At 70.6% G+C, this 21,443-nt stretch carries 24 protein-coding genes and 2 pseudogenes; 12 read left to right on the top strand and 14 right to left on the bottom strand.

Annotated features, from left to right (window positions below; translation table 11 throughout):
* Positions 1-175 precede the first annotated feature (175 nt).
* A complete protein-coding gene (locus F7R91_RS36180; RefSeq protein ID WP_150957150.1) occupies positions 176-1,147 on the bottom strand; it encodes an aldo/keto reductase in 972 nt (323 codons plus the stop codon).
* Positions 1,148-1,452: 305 nt separating this feature from the next.
* Here F7R91_RS36180 and F7R91_RS36175 point away from each other — a divergent pair, with 305 nt between their 5' ends.
* Complete coding sequence (locus tag F7R91_RS36175; RefSeq protein ID WP_408056095.1) at positions 1,453-2,238, top strand: endo alpha-1,4 polygalactosaminidase; 786 nt, start codon at positions 1,453-1,455, stop codon at positions 2,236-2,238.
* Positions 2,239-2,248: 10 nt separating this feature from the next.
* Here F7R91_RS36175 and F7R91_RS36170 read toward each other — a convergent pair whose 3' ends face one another.
* Entirely contained in the window at positions 2,249-2,779 is a 531-nt protein-coding gene (locus tag F7R91_RS36170) for a flavoprotein (RefSeq protein WP_150957145.1), read from the bottom strand.
* Positions 2,780-2,788: 9 nt separating this feature from the next.
* Positions 2,789-3,247 (bottom strand): nuclear transport factor 2 family protein, encoded by a 459-nt coding sequence (locus tag F7R91_RS36165; RefSeq protein WP_150957142.1) that lies wholly within the window; start codon positions 3,245-3,247, stop codon positions 2,789-2,791.
* A 113-nt stretch (positions 3,248-3,360) separates the two neighbouring features.
* Here F7R91_RS36165 and F7R91_RS36160 point away from each other — a divergent pair, with 113 nt between their 5' ends.
* On the top strand, positions 3,361-3,918 hold the full coding sequence (locus F7R91_RS36160; RefSeq protein WP_150957139.1) for a TetR/AcrR family transcriptional regulator: 558 nt from the start codon (positions 3,361-3,363) through the stop codon (positions 3,916-3,918).
* A 120-nt stretch (positions 3,919-4,038) separates the two neighbouring features.
* On the opposite strand, the gene F7R91_RS36155 is transcribed toward F7R91_RS36160, so the two are convergent.
* Both F7R91_RS36155 and F7R91_RS36150 read right to left on the bottom strand, forming a co-directional pair.
* Positions 4,039-4,239 (bottom strand): ferredoxin, encoded by a 201-nt coding sequence (locus F7R91_RS36155; protein ID WP_150957136.1) that lies wholly within the window; start codon positions 4,237-4,239, stop codon positions 4,039-4,041.
* Between the two features lie 11 nt (positions 4,240-4,250).
* Positions 4,251-5,450 carry a cytochrome P450 gene (locus F7R91_RS36150; protein ID WP_150957133.1) on the bottom strand — a complete coding sequence of 400 codons (1,200 nt, stop codon included), beginning with the start codon at positions 5,448-5,450 and terminating at the stop codon, positions 4,251-4,253.
* Positions 5,451-5,748: 298 nt separating this feature from the next.
* On the opposite strand from F7R91_RS36150, the gene F7R91_RS36145 reads away from it, so the two are divergent.
* Positions 5,749-6,381: a LysE family transporter gene (locus F7R91_RS36145; RefSeq protein ID WP_150957130.1), complete on the top strand. Its 633-nt coding sequence runs from the start codon at positions 5,749-5,751 to the stop codon at positions 6,379-6,381.
* Between the two features lie 87 nt (positions 6,382-6,468).
* On the top strand, positions 6,469-6,918 hold the full coding sequence (locus tag F7R91_RS36140) for a nitroreductase family deazaflavin-dependent oxidoreductase (protein WP_150957265.1): 450 nt from the start codon (positions 6,469-6,471) through the stop codon (positions 6,916-6,918).
* 61 nt (positions 6,919-6,979) lie between these two features.
* On the opposite strand, the gene F7R91_RS36135 is transcribed toward F7R91_RS36140, so the two are convergent.
* A complete protein-coding gene (locus tag F7R91_RS36135; RefSeq protein ID WP_150957127.1) occupies positions 6,980-7,948 on the bottom strand; it encodes a cation diffusion facilitator family transporter in 969 nt (322 codons plus the stop codon).
* Positions 7,949-8,067: 119 nt separating this feature from the next.
* Here F7R91_RS36135 and F7R91_RS36130 point away from each other — a divergent pair, with 119 nt between their 5' ends.
* Both F7R91_RS36130 and F7R91_RS36125 read left to right on the top strand, forming a co-directional pair.
* Entirely contained in the window at positions 8,068-9,087 is a 1,020-nt protein-coding gene (locus F7R91_RS36130) for a glutathione S-transferase family protein (protein ID WP_150957123.1), read from the top strand.
* Positions 9,088-9,120: 33 nt separating this feature from the next.
* Positions 9,121-9,417 carry a DUF4235 domain-containing protein gene (locus F7R91_RS36125; RefSeq protein WP_150957120.1) on the top strand — a complete coding sequence of 99 codons (297 nt, stop codon included), beginning with the start codon at positions 9,121-9,123 and terminating at the stop codon, positions 9,415-9,417.
* Position 9,418: 1 nt separating this feature from the next.
* Here the strand turns inward: F7R91_RS36125 and F7R91_RS36120 are convergent, their stop codons facing one another.
* Both F7R91_RS36120 and F7R91_RS36115 read right to left on the bottom strand, forming a co-directional pair.
* Positions 9,419-9,811: a VOC family protein gene (locus tag F7R91_RS36120; protein ID WP_150957117.1), complete on the bottom strand. Its 393-nt coding sequence runs from the start codon at positions 9,809-9,811 to the stop codon at positions 9,419-9,421.
* Positions 9,812-9,898: 87 nt separating this feature from the next.
* A pseudogene (locus F7R91_RS36115) lies at positions 9,899-10,105 on the bottom strand (TetR/AcrR family transcriptional regulator); the annotation flags it as partial.
* Between F7R91_RS36115 and F7R91_RS36110 the strand changes: the two are divergent.
* Positions 10,059-10,855: pseudogene (locus F7R91_RS36110) on the top strand (amidohydrolase); the annotation flags it as partial. The pseudogenes F7R91_RS36115 and F7R91_RS36110 sit on opposite strands and share 47 nt — an antisense overlap.
* A 364-nt stretch (positions 10,856-11,219) precedes the next feature.
* On the top strand, positions 11,220-12,962 hold the full coding sequence (locus F7R91_RS36105) for a hypothetical protein (protein WP_225320990.1): 1,743 nt from the start codon (positions 11,220-11,222) through the stop codon (positions 12,960-12,962).
* Between the two features lie 148 nt (positions 12,963-13,110).
* Here F7R91_RS36105 and F7R91_RS36100 read toward each other — a convergent pair whose 3' ends face one another.
* Genes F7R91_RS36100 through F7R91_RS36080 form a run of 5 tightly spaced genes read right to left on the bottom strand, consistent with a single transcriptional unit; the run spans position 13,111 to position 17,446 of the window.
* Positions 13,111-14,358, bottom strand: a complete 1,248-nt coding sequence (locus F7R91_RS36100) for a cytochrome P450 (RefSeq protein WP_150957114.1) — start codon at positions 14,356-14,358, stop codon at positions 13,111-13,113.
* Positions 14,355-14,960, bottom strand: a complete 606-nt coding sequence (locus F7R91_RS36095) for a GTP-binding protein (protein WP_150957111.1) — start codon at positions 14,958-14,960, stop codon at positions 14,355-14,357. Before F7R91_RS36095 ends, F7R91_RS36100 begins: the two co-directional genes overlap by 4 nt.
* On the bottom strand, positions 14,941-15,312 hold the full coding sequence (locus tag F7R91_RS36090; protein WP_150957108.1) for a DUF742 domain-containing protein: 372 nt from the start codon (positions 15,310-15,312) through the stop codon (positions 14,941-14,943). Before F7R91_RS36090 ends, F7R91_RS36095 begins: the two co-directional genes overlap by 20 nt.
* A complete protein-coding gene (locus F7R91_RS36085) occupies positions 15,309-15,719 on the bottom strand; it encodes a roadblock/LC7 domain-containing protein (protein WP_030043913.1) in 411 nt (136 codons plus the stop codon). The genes F7R91_RS36090 and F7R91_RS36085 overlap by 4 nt, the downstream gene beginning before the upstream one ends.
* Before the next feature lie 5 nt (positions 15,720-15,724).
* Positions 15,725-17,446 (bottom strand): ATP-binding protein, encoded by a 1,722-nt coding sequence (locus tag F7R91_RS36080; RefSeq protein ID WP_150957104.1) that lies wholly within the window; start codon positions 17,444-17,446, stop codon positions 15,725-15,727.
* A 437-nt stretch (positions 17,447-17,883) separates the two neighbouring features.
* On the opposite strand from F7R91_RS36080, the gene F7R91_RS36075 reads away from it, so the two are divergent.
* Positions 17,884-18,246 (top strand): DUF1304 domain-containing protein, encoded by a 363-nt coding sequence (locus tag F7R91_RS36075; protein WP_150957101.1) that lies wholly within the window; start codon positions 17,884-17,886, stop codon positions 18,244-18,246.
* The gene (locus F7R91_RS36070; RefSeq protein ID WP_150957098.1) at positions 18,243-18,806 is read left to right on the top strand and encodes a TetR/AcrR family transcriptional regulator; all 564 of its coding nucleotides are present in this window, start codon (positions 18,243-18,245) and stop codon (positions 18,804-18,806) included. The genes F7R91_RS36075 and F7R91_RS36070 overlap by 4 nt, the downstream gene beginning before the upstream one ends.
* 7 nt (positions 18,807-18,813) lie before the next feature.
* Here F7R91_RS36070 and F7R91_RS36065 read toward each other — a convergent pair whose 3' ends face one another.
* Positions 18,814-19,665: a hypothetical protein gene (locus F7R91_RS36065; protein ID WP_150957096.1), complete on the bottom strand. Its 852-nt coding sequence runs from the start codon at positions 19,663-19,665 to the stop codon at positions 18,814-18,816.
* Between the two features lie 161 nt (positions 19,666-19,826).
* Here F7R91_RS36065 and F7R91_RS36060 point away from each other — a divergent pair, with 161 nt between their 5' ends.
* The gene (locus tag F7R91_RS36060; RefSeq protein WP_150957092.1) at positions 19,827-20,777 is read left to right on the top strand and encodes an NADP-dependent oxidoreductase; all 951 of its coding nucleotides are present in this window, start codon (positions 19,827-19,829) and stop codon (positions 20,775-20,777) included.
* A 179-nt stretch (positions 20,778-20,956) separates the two neighbouring features.
* A complete protein-coding gene (locus F7R91_RS36055) occupies positions 20,957-21,337 on the top strand; it encodes an anti-sigma factor antagonist (protein ID WP_150957089.1) in 381 nt (126 codons plus the stop codon).
* Positions 21,338-21,443 lie beyond the last annotated feature (106 nt).

The following is a 21,443-nucleotide window of genomic DNA, read 5'->3' as shown; positions in this document are numbered from 1 at the left end:
AAACAGTTGAAGAGGCACCACACCACGCATACGGCCGGTCGCCCGACGTCACTCACGCCCCAGCCTTTGGGCCGCCCCTCCCGTATGCCCGTGCGGCACAGAGTCCGCGCGCAGAGTCCGCGCGCAGAGTCCGCGCGCAGAGTCCGCGCCACACGGGCCGCACCGGGCCGGCCGGTCAGCGGTGGCCGACGACGGGGTGCGGGGCGTAGGGCTGTTCCATCTCCTCGATCTCCTTGTCGCTGAGCTCCAGTTCGACCGCGGCCACGGCGTCCGCGACGTGCTGCGGCGTGCCCGCGCCCACGATCGGCGCGGCCACCGTGTCCTGGTGCAGCAGCCAGGCGAGGGCGACCTGGGCACGCGGGACACCGCGGTCCTCCGCGATGCGGGTGACGGCCTCGACGATGGTCCGGTCGCCCTCCTGGTAGAGGCGGCTGCCGAAGTCGTCGTTCGCGCTGCGCCCGGTGACCGTTCCCCAGTCCCGGGCGAGGCGGCCGCGGGCGAGCGGGCTCCAGGGCAGCACGCCGACGCCCTGGTCCGCGCACAGGGGCAGCATCTCGCGCTCCTCCTCGCGATAGAGGAGGTTGTAGTGGTTCTGCATGGAGACGAACCGGGTCCAGCCGTGCCGCTCGGCGATGTACTGGGCCTTGGAGAACTGCCAGGCGTACATCGAACTGGCCCCGATGTAGCGCACCTTGCCCGCCTTGACGAGGTCGTGCAGGGCCTCCATCGTCTCCTCGACCGGCGTGTGGGGGTCGTAGCGGTGGATCTGGTAGAGGTCGACGTAGTCGGTGCCGAGGCGGCGGAGGCTGTGGTCGATCTCGGACATGATCGCCTTGCGCGACAGTCCGCCGCCGTTGGGCCCGGGCCGCGTCCGTCCGTGCACCTTGGTCGCGAGCACGATCTCGTCGCGGTGGGCGAAGTCGCGCAGTGCCCTGCCGACGATCTCCTCACTGGTGCCGTCGGAGTAGACGTTCGCCGTGTCGAAGAAGTTGATCCCGGACTCCAGCGCCTGCCGGATCAGCGGACGCGAGGCCTCCTCGTCGAGGGTCCACTCGTGCACGCCGCGGTCGGGCAGGCCGTAGGTCATGCAACCCAGACAGATCCGCGACACGTCCAGGCCCGTCGAACCGAGCTTCACGTACTGCATCGTTGCTGCTCCTGCCTTCGGGATGGCTACGAAGGGGAGCGTACGGTGTCGTACGCACTCGGGCTCCCGAGCGCACTTGACGGGGGACGGGCACCGGAGTTTTGATCATCTGCGTGCCGCAGTGCGGCACACAGAGGTGCGCCCAGCCGGTAGCGGACGAGGTCCAAGTCCGGCCCCAGTCGCCAGGACCGTCGCACACGGTCCGAGGCGGGGTCGTACCCGCGATTGATGGAGCGGACATGCCCGCCAAGGGTGTCATGCGCGTCGGAGGTCTCGGGACGGCCGTCCTCGCCGCCACCGTCGCGATGGGGCTCGTCTCGTGCGGCCCGGCGGCGCGGGACACACGGTCGGAGCCCTCCCCCGGTGCCTCGTCCCGTGCCGGTGTGCGTCTGCCGCCGCGCCACGCCGGTTTCGACTACCAGATCGGCGGTGCCTATCCCCCGCCGTCCGGAGTGCGGATCGTCAGCCGCGACCGTACGGCCGATCCGGCGCCCGGCCTCTACAGCATCTGTTACGTCAACGCCTTCCAGGCCCAGCCCGACGCACGCGCCTCCTGGCCCGCCGACCTGCTGCTGCGCGACCGGCACGGCTCGGTGGTCGTCGACGAGGACTGGGACGAGCCGCTGCTCGACATCGGCACGCCGGCCAAGCGCGAACGGGTGGCGGCACGGATCAACCGCTGGATCGACGGCTGCGCCGCGAAGGGTTTCGACGCGGTCGAGCCGGACAACTACGACAGCTACACCCGCTCCCGGAACCTGCTGACCGCGAACGACGCGACGGCCTTCATCACCCTGCTCGCACAGCACGCGCACGCCCGGCATCTCGCGATCGCCCAGAAGAACACCCTGGAGCTGGCCGGCCTCAGGAAGCGGGCGGGGCTCGACTTCGCGGTGGTGGAGGAGTGCGGCGCCTACGACGAGTGCGGGGCGTACGCGAAGGCGTTCGACGACCGGGTGGTCGTCGTCGAGTACACGGACGAGGGCCTGCGCAAGGCCCGTGCGGGCTTCGGCGACCGGCTGAGCATCGTGCGCCGGGACCTGCAGGTCTCGACGCCGGACAGCGACGGCTACGTCCGCAAGGAGCGGTGAGCCGCGCGGCTCACCGCTCCAGCAGGTCCAGCGCCCGTTCCCATCCGAACTCGGGCCGCTCCCGGCCCGGCTCCGGCTCGCCGGAGTACGGCTCCCCGAACCGGACGCCCATGCCGCGCAGTCGGACGAGGCTGTCCTGGTACGCGGGATGGGCGGCCAGCGCGTCGGACACGCACGGCAGGACGACGACGGGGACGCCGAGGCCGTACGTCTCGCACAGGGTGGCCACGGCGAGGGTGTCGGCGAGGCCCGCGGCCCACTTGTTGACGGTGTTGAAGGTGGCCGGCGCGACCACCACGGCGTCGGGCGGCGGGAAGGGTCGCGGATCGCCGGGCGAGCGCCAGGCGGACCGGATCGGCCGGCCGGTCTGTGTCTCGACCGCGGCGGTGTCGAAGAACCCGCCCATGGCGACCGGTGTGGCGATGACGCCGACCTCCCAGGCCCGCTCCTGGGCGGCGGTGATCAACTTGCTGACGTCCACGGCGATTCCGGCCGCGCAGACGACGACGTAGAGGAAGGGTTTCCCGTCCGGTTCGGTCACCCCCAAACCCTATTCCACCGGGAAGGACCGCCCCCGTTCGGCTTCGGCCCGCGGGCCGCGGATACGGCGCTGGCTGTCCTCGATGGGTACGTCGTTGATGCTCGCCTCGCGCCGGGTCATCAGCCCGTGCTCGTCGAACTCCCACAGTTCGTTGCCGTACGACCGCCACCACTGGCCGTCGGCGTCACGGGACTCGTACTGGAAGCGGACCGCGATGCGGTTGCCGTCGAAGGCCCACAGGTCCTTGCGCAGCGCGTACTCCTGTTCGCGCTCCCACTTCGCGGTGAGCAGTTCGACGATCGCGGCGCGGCCGGTGACGAAGGTGTCGCGGTTGCGCCAGACCGAGTCCTCGGAGTAGGCGAGCGACACCCTGTGCGGATCGCGGGTGTTCCAGGCGTCCTCGGCGGCCTGCACCTTCTGCCGGGCGCTCTCGCGGGTGAAGGGGGGCAGGGGTGGTCGGTCGGTCATCGTCTCCTCCTGATCCGGACGAACAGCGGCGGAACAACACGGAGAACGAGCGTTCTCCCTGTTGGCTGCTACCGTAGGAGAACGTTGGTTCTCGGGTCAAGGAGGGGTCGTCCATGGACAGCGCAGTCGCCCGGGAGAAGGCACTGGACGCAGCGGAGGAGCTGTTCTACGGGCGGGGCATCCGGTCCGTCGGCATGGACGACATCCGCGGCGCGTCCGGCGTCTCGCTCAAGCGGCTCTACCAGCTCTTTCCGGCGAAGGAGCAGCTCGTCGTGGCGTATCTGGAGCGGCGCGACGTGCGCTGGCGCGAGCGGCTCACCGCGTCCGTGGAACGCCACGAGGATCCCCGGCAGCGGATTCCGGCCGTCTTCGACTGGCTGGCGGAGTGGTTCGCCGAGGACGGCTTCCGCGGCTGTGCCTGGATCAACTCCTACGGCGAACTGGGCGCCACCTCCGAGGGGGTGGCGACCCAGGTCCGGGCGCACAAGGAGGCGTTCCGCAGCTACCTCGCCTCCCTCGTGTCCGACGCCGGGCTGCCGGGCCCGCTCACCGGGCAGCTGTTCCTGCTGGCCGAGGGCGCGATGGTCACGGCGGGCATCACCGGAAGCACGCACCCCGCGGCCGAGGCGAGGAAAGCGGCGGAGCTGCTGATCAGCGCGCAGGGGCACTGAAGCTGTCGTCGTCCTGGGCGAAGACGCCCGGGGCGGCCCCCTCGCGCACCAACCCGCCGAGCAGACGTCACGGGAACACACACCCGGCCACCGAGGCACGCGACGCCGCCGAGCTGCTGATCAGCGCGCGGGAGCCGACACCGTGATCGCGCCGACCGGGCAGGACCTGGCCGCCTCCCCCACCAACGGGTCGCCGGCTCCGTCCTCCCGGCCCGGCAGGAGCGTGCTGAAGCCGTCGTCGTCCTGGGTGAAGACGCCGGGGGCGGCCAGCGCGCACTGGCCCGCGCCGATGCAGGTGTCCTTGTCGATGTCGATGCGCACGGCCGGGCCTCTCACCAGGTCACGGGGAGTTCCAGCATCCCCTGGATCGTGTCGCCGGGCTTGAACGGGATCTCGTCGGCCGGGGCGGCGAGGCGGAGCGTGGGCAGCCGGTCGAAGAGGGTGCTCAGGGCGATCTCCAGCTCGGCCCGGGCCAGGTTCTGGCCGAGGCACTGGTGGATGCCGAAGCCGAACGCCACATGGTGGCGGGCCGACCGGTGCCAGTCCAGGGTGTCCGGTTCGGGGTAGGCGTCCTCGTCCCGGTTGATCACCGAGGTCGCGAAGACCACTCCGTCGCCGGCCCGGATCGTCGCCCCGGCCACTTCGATGTCCTCGGTGGCCATCCGCAGCAGCCCGTCCGCGATCGACAGCAGCCGCATCAGCTCCTCCACCGCGGCGGGCAGCAAGGCGGGATCGCGGCGCAACTCGGCCAGCCGCCCGGGGTGCTGGAGCAGGGTGTAGGTGCCGAGGGAGATCATGTTGGCGGTCGTCTCGTGCCCCGCGACCAGCAGGATGGTCGCCAGGGCGATCAGCTCCTCACGGCCGAGTTCGCCCTCGCGCAGCTGCTGGTGGACGAGTTCGTCCAGCAGGCCGCCACCGGGTTCCGGCTGTTTCTGCTTGCGGTCGATCAACTCCTCGAAGTAGGCGTCCAGTCGGTCGCGTGCGTCCCGTGTGTCGGCGGCCGTCGGGCCGCGCAGCAGCCGCCGTGTCTGCCCCTCGAAGAAGTCGTGGTCGGCGTAGGGAACGCCGAGCAACGCGCAGATCACCATCGAGGGCACGGGCAGCGCGAAGGCGGTCACCAGGTCCGCGGGCGGGCCGTGCGCGATCATCGCGTCGATCTGCTCGTTCACGATCCGCAGGATCTCGGGACGCAGCTCGGTGGCACGTTTGAGGGTGAAGGCGGGGATCATCATCCGGCGCTGGACACGGTGCCGGGGGTCGTCGACGCCGAGCAGCGCGACCGTCCGGTTGCTCACCGCGGCGAAGCGTTCGGTGGGCGTCGGGAAGCCGGCGCGGGTGCGGTCGGTGGACAGGCGCTGGTCGGCCAGGAGCTCGCGGGCGACGGCGTGTCCGCTGACCAGCCAGGCCGGACGGCCGTCGTAGAGCGTGATCCGGGTCAGCGGGCGGGCGGCCCGCAGCGGGTCGTAGGCGGGGGGCGGGTGGTAGGGGCAGGTCCGGTCCTGGGGGAAGGCGACGGGTTCCGTTTCCGTCATGGAAGACCTCGCAGGAGAACGATGAGTGCGTCGTGCCGGTCCTCATTAGATGCCCCGGGCACCTATACGGCGACGTCATGTTCGGCCAGATCGGCGAACCGGGGAATCTGGCCGGAGAGCGACGGCCGTACCGCCTGCTCGGAGCCGCGGAAAACCGGTTGTCGTCGCCCGGCCGCCGGCCGCAGGATCAGGCCATGGCTACCACCCTGATCCTGCTGACTCCGACCGCCACCGCCGTTCGTCGGGTGCGAGGTCAGCAGCGGTCCGGCCGATCGCGGGGGCCGATGTCCGCGCGGTCGTGACCGCCGCGCTCGTCGCGGGGCTGCTCGCGGGCTACGGCATCGCCGTGCCCGTCGGCGCGGTCGCGGCCTACCTCGTCTCCCTCACCGCCCGGACCTCCCTGCGCACCGGCATCTGCGCGGCACTCGGCGTGGCGACCGCCGACGGGCTCTACGCCCTCGTGGCCACGCTCGGCGGCTCCGTCCTCGCCCAAGCACTGCGGCCCGCGCTGGTGCCGCTGCGCTGGGCCTCCGCCCTGGTGCTGCTCGCGCTGGCGGCCCGGGGCGCCGTCACCGCCGTACGCCAGTACCGCGGCCACCGGCTCACCACCCGGGCCGACCCGCCTCCCCCGGGCCCCGCACGGGCCTTTGTGTCCCTGCTCGGGATCACCCTGCTCAACCCCACCACGGTCGTCTACTTCGCGGCCCTGGTGCTCGGCACGCGCGCCGAGGACACCGTACGGCCCCTGGAACAGGGGGTGTTCGTCCTGGCGGCCTTTGCCGCGTCCGCGAGCTGGCAGCTGCTGCTCGCCGGGGGCGGCGCCCTGCTGGGCCGGGCCCTGACGGGTCATCGGGGGCGGCTGTGGACGGCGTTGGCGTCGAGCGGGGTGATCACGGCGCTGGCCGTACAGATGCTGACGGGGCCCGCGTGACCATCCCTGCGCGGTACGGATGAATCCTGGGCGCAACGGTGTTGACCCCGGTGCAAATCAGCCGTGACCGACGACGGGACGGAAGCCATGCCTCTTGAGGGCCAGTACGAACCCAGTCCGACACAGTGGGTGCGTGAGCACGTCGAGTTGTACGAGAGCTCCGGCGGCACGAAGGGAACGACCCTGCCGGGCTACGGTCTGCCCGTCATCGTGCTGACCACCCGCGGAGTCAGGAGCGGCAAGATCCGCAAGACTCCGCTGATGCGGGTGGAGCACGAGGGGCGCTATGCGGCGGTCGCGTCGCTGGGCGGGGCGCCCAGCAACCCGGTGTGGTACCACAACGTCAAGGCACATCCCCAGGTGGAGCTGCAGGACGGACCCTCCAAGCAGGACATGACGGCCCGTGAGGTCACCGGTGCGGAGAAGGCCGAGTGGTGGGAGCGGGCCGTGCGGGCGTACCCGCCGTACGCCGAGTACCAGAAGAAGACGGAGCGGGAGATCCCCCTCTTCGTCCTGGAGCCCGCCGAAGGCAGCTGACCCGGCCGGAAAAATCTTGGTCCGGTGAGGCATGAACCGGTGACCGCCGGGAACGCGTGCCTCAGGCCCCGCCGCGCTCCCCCGTCGCGGCGGGGCTCCCTCGCGCCTCCATCGCGGGGCGGTCGGTCACATCGAGGAAGATCTCGCCCGCCTCGGGCACCGTACGGGCGACGGACCTCTTGATGCGGACGGCGACCTCCTCGACCTCCTCGCTGTCCAGGCCGGGCACCAGGTCGACCCTGGCGGCGACCAGGCTCGAGTCGAGCCCCGTCCGCATCGTGTACAGCGCCTCCACGCTGTCGATCTCGGGCTGTGCCGCCAGCAGGGAGCGGATCCTCGCGGTGGTCCGCGGGTCCATGGCCTCCCCGATCAGCTGGTCGCGGGCGTCGCGGCCCAGCCGGCAGGCCACGAACACGAGCAGCCCGCCGATGGCCAGCGAGGCGGAGGCCTCCCAGACCACCTGCCCGGTCGCCATGTGCAGCGCCATGCCGACCATGGCGAGGCTCACGCCGAGGACCGCCGTGCCGTCCTCGGCGACTACGGTGCGCAGGGCCGGGTCATGCACATTTCCCGTGCCGCCCTGCCGGTGCACCTGGTGCATGGCCCGCAGCAGCGAGACCCCCTCGGCCACCAAGGCGACGGCGAGCACGATCAGACCCGCCGCATAGCCGCTGAACTTCTCCTCGGCGCCGTTCCTGAGGGCCTCGAAGCCCTGGAAGAAGGAGAAGCAGCCGCCCATCACGAAGATCCCGACGGCGGCGAGGAACGACCAGAAGAACCGTTCCTTGCCGTAGCCGAAGGGATGCCGCTCGTCGGCGGGGCGGCGGCTTCGGCGCAGGGCCGCGAGAAGGAAGATTTCGTTCAGGCTGTCGGCCACGGAGTGCGCCGCCTCCGACAGCAGCGCGGGCGATCCCGCGATCAGGCCCCCGATCACCTTGGCGACCGCGATCACCAGGTTGGCCAGAAGCGCCACCAGCACCGTGACGCGGGTCTTCCGGTCTGCCGTCCGATCCGTACCTGTGCCACTCACTTACGCCGACTGCCCCGGTCCCCGTTTCTCACACCGTGCCGTCCGCGGATTTCGGGGAACGCGGTCTTCAGGGGCCCATGAGCCCAGGGCTTCGGTACCCATGAGCACAGGGAGGAACCATGAGCGGCGGCGACGTCGGCAACCGCGGGTACGGCAGGAAAACGTTCACGCGGTCCAAGAGCCACTTCACGGACCGGATCACCGCGGACGGCCGGGACGGATGGCCGGTGGAGGCCGGCCGCTACCGTCTGGTGGTCAGCCGTGCCTGCCCGTGGGCGAGCCGGGCGCTGGTGTCCCGGCGGCTCCTCGGGCTGGAAAACGCCCTGTCCCTCGCCGTCGCCGACCCGATCCAGGACGACCGCAGCTGGCGCTTCACCCTCGATGCGGACGGCCGCGACCCGGTCCTCGGCATCCGTTTCCTCAGCGAGGCCTACGACCGGCGGGAGACCGACTACCCGGGCGGGGTGAGCGTGCCCGCGATCGTGGACGTCCCCAGCGGGAAGCTGGTCACCAACGACTTCCAGCAGATCACCCTCGACCTGGCCACCGAATGGACGGCCCTGCACCGTCAGGGGGCGCCCGACCTGTATCCGCGGGCGCTGCGCGACGAGATCGACGAGGTGATGGAGGACGTCTACGAGGACGTCAACAACGGCGTGTACCGGGCGGGCTTCGCCACGGACCAGGAGGAGTACGAGGCCGCGTGCGCGGGCGTCTTCCAGCGGCTCGATCTGCTGACACCGCGGCTGGCCCGGCAGCGCTACCTCGTCGGGGACACGATCACCGAGGCGGACATCCGGCTGTTCACCACGCTGGTCCGCTTCGACGCCGTCTACCACGGCCACTTCAAGTGCAACCGCTGGAAACTGACGGAGAACGAGGTGCTGTGGGCGTATGCCCGCGATCTCTTCCAGACGCCCGGCTTCGGTGACACCGTCGACTTCGACCACATCAAGCGGCACTACTACCAGGTGCACACCGGCATCAACCCGACCGGCATCGTGCCCCTCGGGCCGGACCCGTCCGGCTGGCTGACACCGCATCACCGTCAGCTGCTGGGCGGCCGCCCGTTCGGCGACGGGACGCCGCCGGGGCCGGTCCGCGCCGAGGAGGAGGTACGGCCGCAGGGCAGGCCCTGACCCCGGTGACGCACACAGCACAAGGAGACTCACGTGGCCAAGAAGAAGAAACTCCCCCTCGCTTACAAGCCGCTCGGGTTCGTCCTCGGCTGGACGAGCGGAGCCCTGGCGGGACTCGCCTTCCGCAAGACGTGGAAGGCGATCCGACACGAGGACGACGCTCCCGACGCGCTGGACAAGGACCGCGGCTGGGCCGAGATCCTGCTGGCCGCAGCGGTCCAGGGCGCCATCTTCGCCGTGATGCGCAGCGCGGCGGACCGTACGGGCGCGAAGGCCATCGAGCGCTCCACGGGTGTCTGGCCGAGCTCGGAGAAGGGCGGCCGGGACTGACTCAGCCCTGCTTGGGTGCGGTCGACGGGACGAGGCGCAGGGTGAAGGAGTGGCCCGCCGGGTCGGAGTAGCAGCGCTCCTCGAAGGGGCCGGGGGCGTCCTTCGTCGCCAGTGGACGCCCGCCGAGCCCGACCACCCTGCGCTCCGCCTCGTCCAGATCCTCCACCACGAAGTCCAGATGGGCCTGGAGGGCGTTCTCGGGACGCGGCCAGCTGGGCGGCGTGGCGTTCACATCACGGCGGAACGCCAGCCGCGTCCCGTCGGCGCCCCTGATCTCCACGCGGTTGGCGGTCGCGTCCGTCTCCTCGGCCTCCAGCAGCTCCTTGTAGAACACCGCGAGCCTCTCGGGTTCGGCGCAGTCGAGCACGACGACCCCCGCTTTCACCAGTGCCATGTCTCCTCCGATGGTCCGGTGCGCGGGCGTTCGTGCACCGCGCCCTGTGTCTGTCGGATATCCCGGCCGCGCCGTTTCAGTCGGCGGTCAGTCCTGTGCCCGGATCTCCGCCAGCCGTGCCGCCGCGGCGCTCAGCAGCAGCTCCAGGGCCGCCGGGTAGGAGCTGTGCCGCATGTCGGCGACCAGATGGCGGGCCGTCGCTGCGATGTGCGGGTGGGTGCCGGCGGGCAGCCGGGCGTAGGTCGCCCGCCACACCGCGGTCTCCGTCTCCCGGGCGGCCCGGGGAGTGGCGGAGACGGGCACGGCCGCGCTCCTCGACCCCCACCTCGACGGGTGCGGCTGCGCCACCGCCAACCGCGGCACCAGCTTCATCGACGCGGACCATCTTCCCCGATACGTGGCCGAGTTGGACGCGTTCGGCTTCCAGTGCGATTTCCACGCGCTGGGCGACCGTGCCGTACGCGACGCCCTGGACGCCGTCGAGGCCGCGCGCACCGCGAACGGGCCCAGCGACACCCGGCCGCATCTGGCGCATCTTCAGGTCGTGCACCCCGACGACGTGCCACGCTTCGCGCAGTTGGGTGCCATCGCGAACATCCAGCCGCTGTGGGCCGCGCACGAACCGCAGATGGACGAGCTGACGATCCCCTTCCTGGGCGCCGAACGGGCGGCGTGGCAGTACCCGTTCGGGGCGCTGCTGCGCTCCGGGGCCACGCTCGCCGCGGGCAGCGACTGGCCGGTCAGCAGCCCCGATCAGCTCCAGGGCATCCATGTGGCGGTCGACCGTATGACACCGGACGGCGACACGCCGGTGTTCCTGCCCGCCGTAAGAATCGGACTCGCCGAGGCGATCTGCGCCTACACGGCGGGCTCGGCCCATGTGAACCATCTCGACGACACCGGCCGGGTACGGGAGGGAGCACTGGCGGATCTGGTGGTCCTGGACCGCGATCCGTTCGACGGGCCGGCACAGGAGATCGCGGGGACGAAGGTCGCGCTCACGTACGTGGGGGCGCGCGAGTATACGCAGCTCATGAGGCTTGAGCAGTAACCCAGATCACGGCCGGACCACGGTGTAGATCATTTACGCTCTGGGCAGTCTCGTACCGCTTCCCGGTTCAACTTTCGTTCTGCGAAGCCCAGTTCGAGTGCGCGGGCGGTCGTGACGACCGCCCGTTCGCAGGGCCGGGGGGACTCTGCGGTCCGTCTCCCGAAAGGAAGCGCATGCCTCAGGACGTCAGGTTCGACCTGCCCTCTCATGGGCCGCGAGTGCTTCCTGATCAACACGGATGAGGCGGCGATGCAGGTGCTCGTCCTGCAGCAGAAGTGCTTCGACAGGGGCGGGCCGGCCGACAAACACGGTCGATCGATTCCGTTGCCAGGACCACAGCTTGACAGGGAGACCGGTGTGAAAACTCGAGCCGTAGGTGCAGTTCCGAAGGCGTCCGCCGACAGCTTGATCCCGGCGCAGCCAAGCGCCCAGCTCCAGCCCGCGGAAGCGGGCAACGCCCTGGCCCGCCTCATGGGGAAACGCATCAAGGGGAGCACGGAGCAGTACCAGAACGGCCAGAACGCCGCTCAACAGCGGCTCGACGCACTCATATCCCCCCAATCCAGCACCACGCTGCACGTGGAGGGAGCCCTCGAACTGGCGTCGCGCGCGTTCCTCCCGCCCGACGAGGAGGGCTACGCCAGGTTGAGGCACCTCGACGCCGGCCTGCGCATGATCGAAGCGGCCTTCCCCCAAGTCAGCACCGATATTGAGGTCTGCCGACTGACCTGCACGATGCTGGAAGGGGCCTGGAGGAGCCGGGCACTCACCCCGCCGCGCGAGGAGGAGCAGACAGAGGAGCAACCAACCGTCTGCGCCTGCCCTCTGTGCCGTCGGCTGCCCACGCCCCCCGCACGCACCCTGGATGACTACCGTTGGCGGCAGAGCGCCGGCCGTCCCCTCACCGTCAAGACCTGGCCGTACCGCCGGGAACTCGACAGCGTCCTCACCGGTGGATGGTCCTTGGTCCGGCAGATGAACGACCTTGAACGAGACCTTGGCCACCGCCAGGGCTTCGAAGACGACATCCTCGTCTTCCACGAGTACAAACGCGTGATCGACACCATCGACACCACGCGCCTCACCGAGCTCGTCGAAGGCCGCCTGGCCGAGAGTTTCAGCACCAACAGCGCACGGGCCCTGGTCTGCGGACTCTACGCAGCCCATAAGCGATCCGCCGACGAGTACTGGCTCCAACAGCACCAGGCGGGCAGCGTCATGCTCCCCCAGACCAACCCACTCAGCCAGAGCACCTACGCTCTCCTGCAGATGCTGGACTGCCTGTTCTGGCACGTCTCACCCGACACCGAACTCTGGCAGGAAGAACACCTCGCCTCCCTGCTGCTGTGCCGCGTCATCGACGACATGGCCGACGTACGGGCCGACTCCCTCACCGGCGAGATCAGCAACTTCTGGCTTGCCGAGATGCCCACCCACACCAAGGCCCTCTACGCCGCCTGCGCCATCGCCCTCGTCAAGTACGGCTGCATGCCCGAAGCGCATCCCCCGATGTGGAACACCTGGCTGATGACCAGCACGGTCGCCTGGTTGGGGCTCACGGGCCGCCACGCCCTGTGGTTCGACGGCATCACCCAGGACCTCCCCCCGGCCCAGGAGTGCCCGCTGTGCGACCTGCAGCCCAACGCATGCGCCGGCATCCTCACCCACGGCACCACCCTCACCATCACCCCGCGGCCCACCGCACCAGAACTGAGCACCCGGACCGCCGAGCTGTCCGCACGCTGCCGAGCCCAGTACCCCGAGACATGGCCTCTCTTCGACGCCGAGCTCCATGCCTTCGAAGCACTGCACGGCCCCTGGTCGGGCAACACCGATACCGCATGGGAGATCTTGCGCCGCACCTACATAGCCGCCGTGGAGGCATCCGGCGCCGCGCCGTCCCCGGCGCGCGCCCGTCAGGTCCAGGAAGACGCCGGCGCAGTCGGATGTGAGTACTTCTACACCCTGCACGACCCGGAAACCGGGAGGGAAGACACCACACTGCTCGCCTACCTGTTCGGCTGCGCCCACCCGCATTTCCTCTGGAACGCCATGGGATACCGCCCCACGGGCGTCGCAGGCGACTGGCTCGACGGCTGACGCCTCAATCCAGTCCGGAAGCCCAGTAGAGGCGAAGGAAGGCCGGCGGCCGCCGCAGAGCCGGCCGGACGAGGCTCCGTGGACGACCCGCCGGCCGGGTAAGGCTGCGGAGCTGCCCGGTCGGGTTTCCGACCGGGCAGCAGCGTGCTCACACCGGGAATTCGACCGGCAGCCTGTCCAGCCGGGAATCCCAGGTGGAGGCGGTCGTGGTGAGCTCATCCGCCGGCACGGCCAGCCGCAGGCCCGGCAGCCGGTGCAGCAGGACGTCCACCGCAACCTCGATCATGGACTGCCCGATGCTCTGCCCGGGGCACTCGTGCGGGCCCGCGCCGAACGCCAGGTGCGCCTGGTTGCCGTGCACCGAGACACCCGGGTCGGGCCGGACCTCGGGGTCGAGGTTGCCCGGGGCGAGACCGAGAACGAGCAGGTCGCCCTCCTCGATGCGGTGCCCGCCCAGTTCGACATCGCTGGCGGCGAAGCGCCCCGGCAGGACGGCCAGCGGCGGAGAGTTCCACATGACCTCCTCCACCACCGCCGAGATGGTCAGCTGACCGCTGATCAGCCCGGAGAGCCGGGAGGCGTCGGTCAGCACCAGCTGCAGCACCCGGGCCAGCAGGTTGGTCGTCACGTGCGCGGCGATCAGCACCACGCGCAGGTGGTGGACGACCTCGTCGTGGTCGAGAGCCGCGTGATGCTCCAGCAGGCCGGTGGCGAGGTCGGAGCCGGGTTCGGACCGCCTGCGCTCGGCGAGTTCACCGAAGATCTCCCTGATCCTGCCGTCGTGCAGTACGGCGTCCTCGCCGCCCTTGAGTACCTGGGCGCAGGACTCGACCAGCCGGCGCCCCTCCGCCTCGGCAAGCCCCAGAATGCGGGACATCACGAGCATCGGCACATAGTCGGCGTAGTCCGCCACCAGATCGGCGCGGCCGGTGTCCGCGAAAGCGTCGATCTGCTTGTTGGCGAAGTGCGTGGCGTGGCGCCGGATACCGCGGCCGACAGCAGCCTGCAGCACATCGCTGACGGCGCCGCGCAGCCTGCGGTGCGGCTCGCCGTCCTGGGACACGCAGTCGGGGCGCCAGCCGAGCATCGGGATCAGCGGAGAGGTCTCCGCGATCCGGCCCTCCCGCCAGTCCCGCCAGATCCGCGCGTCCCGGGTGAACTGGCGGGGGTTGTCGAGCACCCGCCGGCTGTCCCGGTAGCCCAGGACCAGCCAGGCGGGTATCCCGCCCTCCAGCAGCACCGGCGCGACGGAGCCGTGCTCCTTGCGCAGCCGCTCGTAGATGCCGAGCGGGTCGGTCGCCGCCTCGGGACCGTACAGTCGGGCCAGTTCGGCCGAACCGTGGTCGACGGGGCAGCCGCGGGGGGCGTCGGGACCATGTGGGGTCTGGTCGTTCATCGGGGCTCCAGTGCGATGGCGGAGCGTTCCTTCAAGTGACGGATCAGGGCGATGAGTACGTCACGGCTGGAGGCCCGGTCGCGGGCGTCGCAGGCCACGATCGGGGTGTGCGGGGGGATGTCCAGAGCGTCCCGGATCTCTTCGACCGGGTGGTGCTTGGAGTCGGGGAAGACATTGAGGGCGATGACGAAGGGGACGTCCTGCCGCTCCATCTCCTCGATCGCCCGGAAGCTGGAGGCGAGGCGACGGGTGTCCACCAGGACGATCGCGCCGAGCGCGCCCTTGAACAGGCCGTTCCACAGGAACCAGAACCGCTCCTGGCCCGGGGTGCCGAACAGGTAGAGCACCAGCTCGTCGTTGATGCCGATCTTGCCGAAGTCCAGGCTGACGGTGGTCTCCGTCTTGTCCGCGACGCCGATGAGGTGGTCGACGTCGGCGCTGGCCTGGGTGAGGGTCTCCTCGGTGGTCAGCGGCTTGATGTCGCTGACCGAGCGGACCATGGTGGTCTTTCCCGTGCCGAAGCCGCCGGCGATCATCACCTTCACCGAGCGGGTGCCCCCGGCGGCCGGCCGGCCGGGATGGTCAAAGCCTTTGAAGTCCACTGAGTACCTCCTCAAGGAGCGCGAGGTCGGGCCCGCGGCCGGCGCCGTGCGCCGGGATGGGGTCACGGGCTTCGACGCGGCCCGCCTCGAGCAGATCTGCAAGCAGCACCGCGAGAATGTTGAAGGGCAATCCGAGGTGGGCGCCGAGTTCGGCCACCGACAGCGGATCGCGGCAGCGCCGGAGGATCTCCTCGTGCTCGTGCTGCATCCCCGGGGCGGGGGTGGTGCGGGAGACGATGAGGGTCGCCACGTCGAGACTCGACGCCGGACCGCCCGGTCCGCTACGTCCTCCGGTGAGGACGTAGTAGCGCTCGAGACCGGACGGGTCCGTGGGCCGGCGGGGAGCACTCATCCAGAGTGCTCCTCCAGGCGCGGAGTGGTGCCGAGGAGCTCACCCATCCGCCGGGCCAGGTCCCTCATCTGGTGCCCCAGCAGTCCCTGGTCGAGGCCCTCGCGGGCCAGCACGCCGAGATACGTCTCCACACCCGCCCGTACGACGAAGAGGTGGCCGCCGTCGACCTCGATCATCGCCAGCCGCAGCTGCCCCGCGTACTTGGGGAACTGCTCGGCGACCGGCTGGGCCAGCGCCTGCAGACCGGCCACGACGGCCGCGAAACGGTCCACGTCGTCGGGGTCTTCGGCGCCGAAGGAGGTGATGGCCTTGCCGTCACTGGAGGCCACGAGGGCGAAGCGGATCTCCGGGATGCTCTCCACCAGATCGCGGAGCGCCCAGCTCACGTCGGTTCCCTGTTGCGTCATGTGGACTAGTCGCTCTCTTCAGTGCGGTGCTCGGTGGACTCGCGTCCGGCGGTCGGGTCGCTGCCGTCACCCGTTCCGCCGCCGTCGGACTCGCGTCCTGCGGTGGCGAAGGCGGCCAGGCCGGCGAAGGACGCGTCCGGCGGGACGGCCACCACGGCCGGCTCCTCGGACCGCTCGGTGTGCTCGGCCGGCTTGGGCTGCACGGCCTCGGACCGCTTGCTGCGACGCCGGGGCAGTCCGCCCGGCGTGGTGTCCACGGCTTCGGCCGTCCCGGCCACGTCCACCGCCTCGACGACGCCGGCCGGGGCGGCGGCCGCGGCCTGGACCGCCGGCGCGGCGGCGACCGGTTCGGCCGCGGGGACCGGACTGAAGTACTTGTGCGGGACCACGACGACCACCGAGGTGCCGAGCCAGGGCGAGTCCGCGAAGGTGACGCGGATGCCGTAGCGGCGGGCGAGGATGCCGACGACCCTGAGGCCGATGGTGGCGTCCTCCGAGATACCGCCGAGGCCCGGTCCGGCCCCGGTTCCGGCGAGCGCCTGCTCCGCCTCGCGCTTCTTCTCCTCGCTCAGGCCCTTGCCCGAGTCCTGGATCTCGATGCCGACCCCGTTCGGCACCTCCTTGCCGGAGACGACCACCGGCTCGGTGGGCGGCGAGTAGCGGGCCGCGTTGTCCAGGAGGTGGGCGAAGATCAGCGTGAGGTGGTCCACCAGACCGCCGTCGACGCCGAGTTCGGGCAGATGGCGTACGTCGATCCGGTGGAAGTCCTTGATCCGGCCGATGCCGCCGCGCATCACGCTCAGCAGCCGCTGGGGCTCCTGCCACTGCCGGCCCGGCCGGTCCGAGCCGCCGAGCACGCCGATGCTGGCGGCGAGACAGTCGGCGGGGCCGATCTCCTGGTCGAGCTCCATCAGGCCCCGGGCGACGGCCGGCAGCCGGCCGTGCTCGCCCTGCATCTCGTGCAGGCGGCCACGCAGCTTGCTGGTGAGCACATGGATGCGGTTGCCCATGCTGATGACGGCCTGCTCGGCGGAGGTCGAGCGGTTGAACTCCTCCTCCACGCCGATCAGGGACGTCCTGAGGATCTTGCGCAGTTCGGCCTGAAGTTCGGTGGTCACCTTCGAGGCCCGGTCGACGCTCGGCAGGAGGTCGTCGATGGCGTCACCGTCGCGCAGCCGCCGCAGCGCCTCGGGCAGCTGCTCGTCGGCGAGCCGGGAGACCGCGGCCAGGGAATGCGTCAGCTGCTCCTGCCAGACCTCCGCCCGGTCGGTGAGCTGCGCCTCGTACGAGGTGGACTGGTCGGCCAGCCGCTCCTCGTACGCGCGGGACTGGTCGGCCAGTTGGGCGTCGTAGGCGGCGCTCTGCTCGGCCAGCCGGGCCTCGTAGACGCTGGACTGGTCGGTGAGCTGTGCCTCCAGGGCCGCCCGCTCGGCGACGAACTTCCGTTCCAGACCGGCAACATGCTGCTGCCACTGCAGCGAGTGCTCGGCCTGCGAGGTGCGGAAGTCGCCCTCGGACCGGCGCAGCTGCTTCTGTGCGCGGATCAGGAAACGTACACAGACGGCGCTGGCGGCCGTCGCCGCGGTGCCGGCGACGGCCGCGGCTATCTGTTCGGAGCTCATGAACGTCGCGGCAACCGTTCCGCCTCCTAAGGCCAGTGGCATCAGCCACCAGCTGTACCAGGCGACAGGGGCCCGCGCCGCCGGGGGCGGAGTGGCGAGTTCCATCTGCATCCTTCGAAGCAACACGATCGAACAATGGGGGTGTGCAAGGGACCGCACTCATGAGTACGCACCGCGAGACGACGACCGATCGCGGTCGCGTCAACTCGCGGCGCCGGAAGGGAGCTTATCGGGTTTCCACCCCAATGGATCAACCTCGCCCTCCTGCCGGACGTGAGGATTCCGTCACTCTCCGACAGGAACCCACACATCGATAAATACCTTTAATTGCCTGCAACGTCGCCGCCGAGACTGCCGCAGCGCGCGCGGGGGCGGCGCCGGGTCGCCCAACAGTTCAGCATCCTGCCCCAAGTCCCACACAGGGAGTTCACGCTCCGGACGGATCAAGGGAACAGTCGGTGATGCTCTGGCCATGGACTATCTCATGGACATCTGTCCAGCTATAGTGGACACCTGTCTACAACATGGAGGGAGAGCCGGATATGGAAACGGTCGCGAATGTGCTGGTGGGGACGGTGGCGTCGCTGCACGCCTACTTCCTGGTGATGGAGATGTTCCTGTGGCAGAAGAAGCCCGGACGGGCCCTGCACGGCTTCGACCGGGAAATGGCGCGGGCGACCGCCCCGCTGGCCGCCAACCAGGGCCTCTACAACGGGTTTCTGGCGGCCGGCCTGGTCTGGGGCCTGATCGCCGCCGACCCCACCGGCTTCCGCGCCCAGGTGTTCTTCCTGTCCTGCGTCGTGGTCGCGGGCGTCTTCGGCGCCGTCACCGCGAACCGCCGCATCGTGTTCGCACAGGCCCTGCCCGGCGCGCTCGCCCTCGCCGCCGTCCTCGTCGCCCGGTGAACCGCGACGGGACCCAGGACCCGCGGGCCGCGCGCACCCGGGCGAAGCTGCGCCAGGCCCTCCTGGACGAGTGCGCCGAGCGGCCGCTGGAGGAGGTCGGTGTCGCCGCACTGGTGCGCCGCGCCGGCGTCGGCCGGGCCACCTTCTACGTGCACTACGCCGACCTTGAGGCACTGGCGGTCGACGCCTGCGCGGACGTCGTGCGCGAGGCCGTGGAGGCGCTGCACGCCTGGCGCGGCCGGCCCGACCCGCTGCACGCACCGCCCGCGCTGCCGGAGTTCTTCCGGTCGCTGACCCCGCACGCGGGGCTGTACCGCGCGCTGCTGAGCCCGGGCGGCGGCGGCCCGCTCGGCCGGGTGCTCCACCGTGACCTGCGGGCCTACAGCCTGCGGGAGCGGGAACTGGCCGGAGCGGCGGACGCCCCGCTCGTCGCGTCGGCGGTCGCCGCGACCTTCGCCGGAGTTCTGGCCGACTGGTTGCACGGGCTCCTGGAGGCCACCGCCGAGGAGATCGCCGACCAGGTCTGGCAGTTGCTGGTCGCGCTGCACGCCAGCCGGTGACCCGGCGTCACTTGCAGCCCAGGCTCTGCCTGAGCAGGGGCCAGGCCTCCACGCCGTCAGGGGTGCGGACGTAGGCCGTCTTCCGGTCGTCCGTCAGCCACAACCGCCAGCCCTTGAAGCGGTATCCGGTGTCGTGCGCGCCGCCCGGCATACGGACATCCCCGTCGTACGGGGCGGTGAGCAGCTCACTTTCGAGCACCCCCTGGGGATCACGGACGTACTGCCTGTGGTGCGCGCCCCGGCCCATCCCCAGGAAGTGCACATTCTGCCAGTCGCAGTGCTCCGCACCGGCGTGGCTGCTCAGCGTGGTGGTCGCCACCCGCTTGCCGTCCCGGCCGGTCCAGATCTCGTACTCCTTGGAGTCGGTGAAAGCGGCCGGGCGTTCGGCCGGGTCGCAGGACGCGCCGGTCTCCGGCCCCCAACCCGGCCGGTTCTTCTGGTCCTTGGCGACGACGATCGCGACCTTGGTCCTGCCGTCCACGTCGAAGGAGTACAGGACGCGGTCGTCCTCCCGGCGTTCCCTGCGGTAGCCGGTGGTGGGGCCGTCCGGCTGCTCGATGGCGAAGTACAGCTTCAGGCCCTCCTCCGGGGTGGAGCCGCCCTCTCCCCTGCCCCACTCCGCGCCGAAGCCGCCCGAGTGGATCTCCCCGTCGCACTCCAGCGCCCGCCCCGCGGCACCCGACTCGCTGAGCACGGCTTCCTGACTGTCCCCGTCCATCGCCTTCATGGGCACGTACAGCGGCCCGCTGTAGGGCGTGGGCGCAGGTCCGTGGTCGACGATCACATCCTCCTCCCCGGCCCCGCACCCCATGGCCGCCGTCGCCACCAGCACCGTCGCCGTCACGAGCCCTCTGCGCATCCCCGCCCCTGTTCCTCGGCCGCTGTTGCGCTCCTACGACGTGACAGTGGCCCGGAACGTTCGCCGGTACGCCTGCGGCGACACCCCGATCGCGCCATGCAGGTGCTGCCGCAGGGACGCGGACTTTTCTCGGCGGGCCGTCCCCGGAATGCTGGAGCACCATGAGCGATGTGAACACGATGCGAGCCATCAGTCAGGACGTCCTCGGCGGTCCCGGGGTCCTCAGGGAAGTGCGGATCGAGCGCCCGGCACCGCGGCCGAACGAGGTGCTGGTCCGGGTGCGCGCGGCCGGCGTCAACCCGACCGACTGGAAGCACCGGCAGACGGGCGGGTTCCTCGGCGAGCCGCCGTTCGTCCTGGGCTGGGACGTCTCCGGCGTGGTCGAGGCCGTGGGGATCGGCGTCGCGCGGTTCACGCCCGGGGACGAGGTCTTCGGCATGCTGCCGTACCCGTTCGGCCACGGCTCGCACGCCGAGTACGTCACCGGCCCGGCCCGCGCCTTCACACGCAAGCCGGCCGGGATCGACCACACGCAGGCGGGCGCGCTGCCGCTGGTGTCCCTGACGGCGTGGCAGGCACTGGTCGAGAACGCGGAGCTGCGGCGCGGACAGCGGGTGCTGATCCACGCCGCGGCGGGCGGGGTCGGGCATGTGGCCGTGCAGATCGCGAAGGCGCGGGGAGCGTATGTGGTCGGCACGGCGAGTGCGGGCAAGCACGACTTCCTGCGCGAGATCGGCGTGGACGAGGCGATCGACTACCGGGAGACCGACGTCGCCGAGGCCGTGAAGGACGTCGATGTGGTGCTGGACACGATCGGAGGGGACACTTCCGTCCGCTCGCTGCGTGTGCTGCGGCCGGGCGGGGTGACCGTGTCGATCCTGCCGGTCGGTTCGGACGAGTTCCACGAGGAGGCCGACCGGCTCGGTGTGCGTGCGGTCCGGATGCTCGTGGACGCCTCGCACAGCGGCATGCGGGCGATCGCGGAGCTGGTCGAGGCGGGCAAGCTGCGCGCCACGATCGCCGGGACGTTTCCGCTGGCCGATGCCGCCGAGGCACACAGGCTCGGCGACACCGGCCGGACGACCGGGAAGCTGGTCCTGACGGTCGACTGACGTTCCATGACGCTCCGTCAGAAGGTCCGGACCGGCCTGTCGTGAACCTGCAGGCCGCAATTCGAAGACATATGTCAATCGAACATGCTCAAATTCACTCCGTCGAGGGTAACTTGCAGGGCGGGGGCGGGACTTGCGCTCTCCGCAAGCCCTGAAGTTCGGTTGGAGGCGATGTCGTCGTGCAGCAGGAACCTGCACCGCTCACCCGGCATCTGCGGGTCCGTCAGGACCGGGGACACACCGTCCTGGAGTTCCGCGGCGAGATCGACATCGCCGCGTCCGCCGAGATCGTCCCCGTTCTGGACGGGGTGACGGCCCGCCCCGACTGCCGCATCGTCATCGACCTCAGGCACGTCGAGTTCTTCGACTGCTCCGGTCTGCGCCTGCTGTTCCGCGCCCGCAGCCGGGTGCTCGACCAGGACGGACAGCTGCACGTGGTCTGCACCCACCCGCTCACCCTGCGCATCATGCGGGCCACCGGCCTGTCCAGGCTGCTGCCCCCGCACCGGACGCTGGACGCGGCCCTGGGCCGGCCCGAGGCCACGTCCGGCACCCTATGACCGCGCCTAGAAGGCTGCTGAAGATCTTGTCGTGGGCTGTCCGGCCGTAGGCCGGACAGCCCTTCTTGCTTATGCGGTGGCGAGGGTGAGGTGCCAGTTGCCGTTG

Source organism: Streptomyces luteolifulvus (assembly GCF_008806595.1).
GTDB lineage: Bacteria > Actinomycetota > Actinomycetes > Streptomycetales > Streptomycetaceae > Streptomyces > Streptomyces luteolifulvus.
Note: the sequence above shows the minus strand (reverse complement) of the source record. Positions and strands in the feature narration are given on the sequence as shown.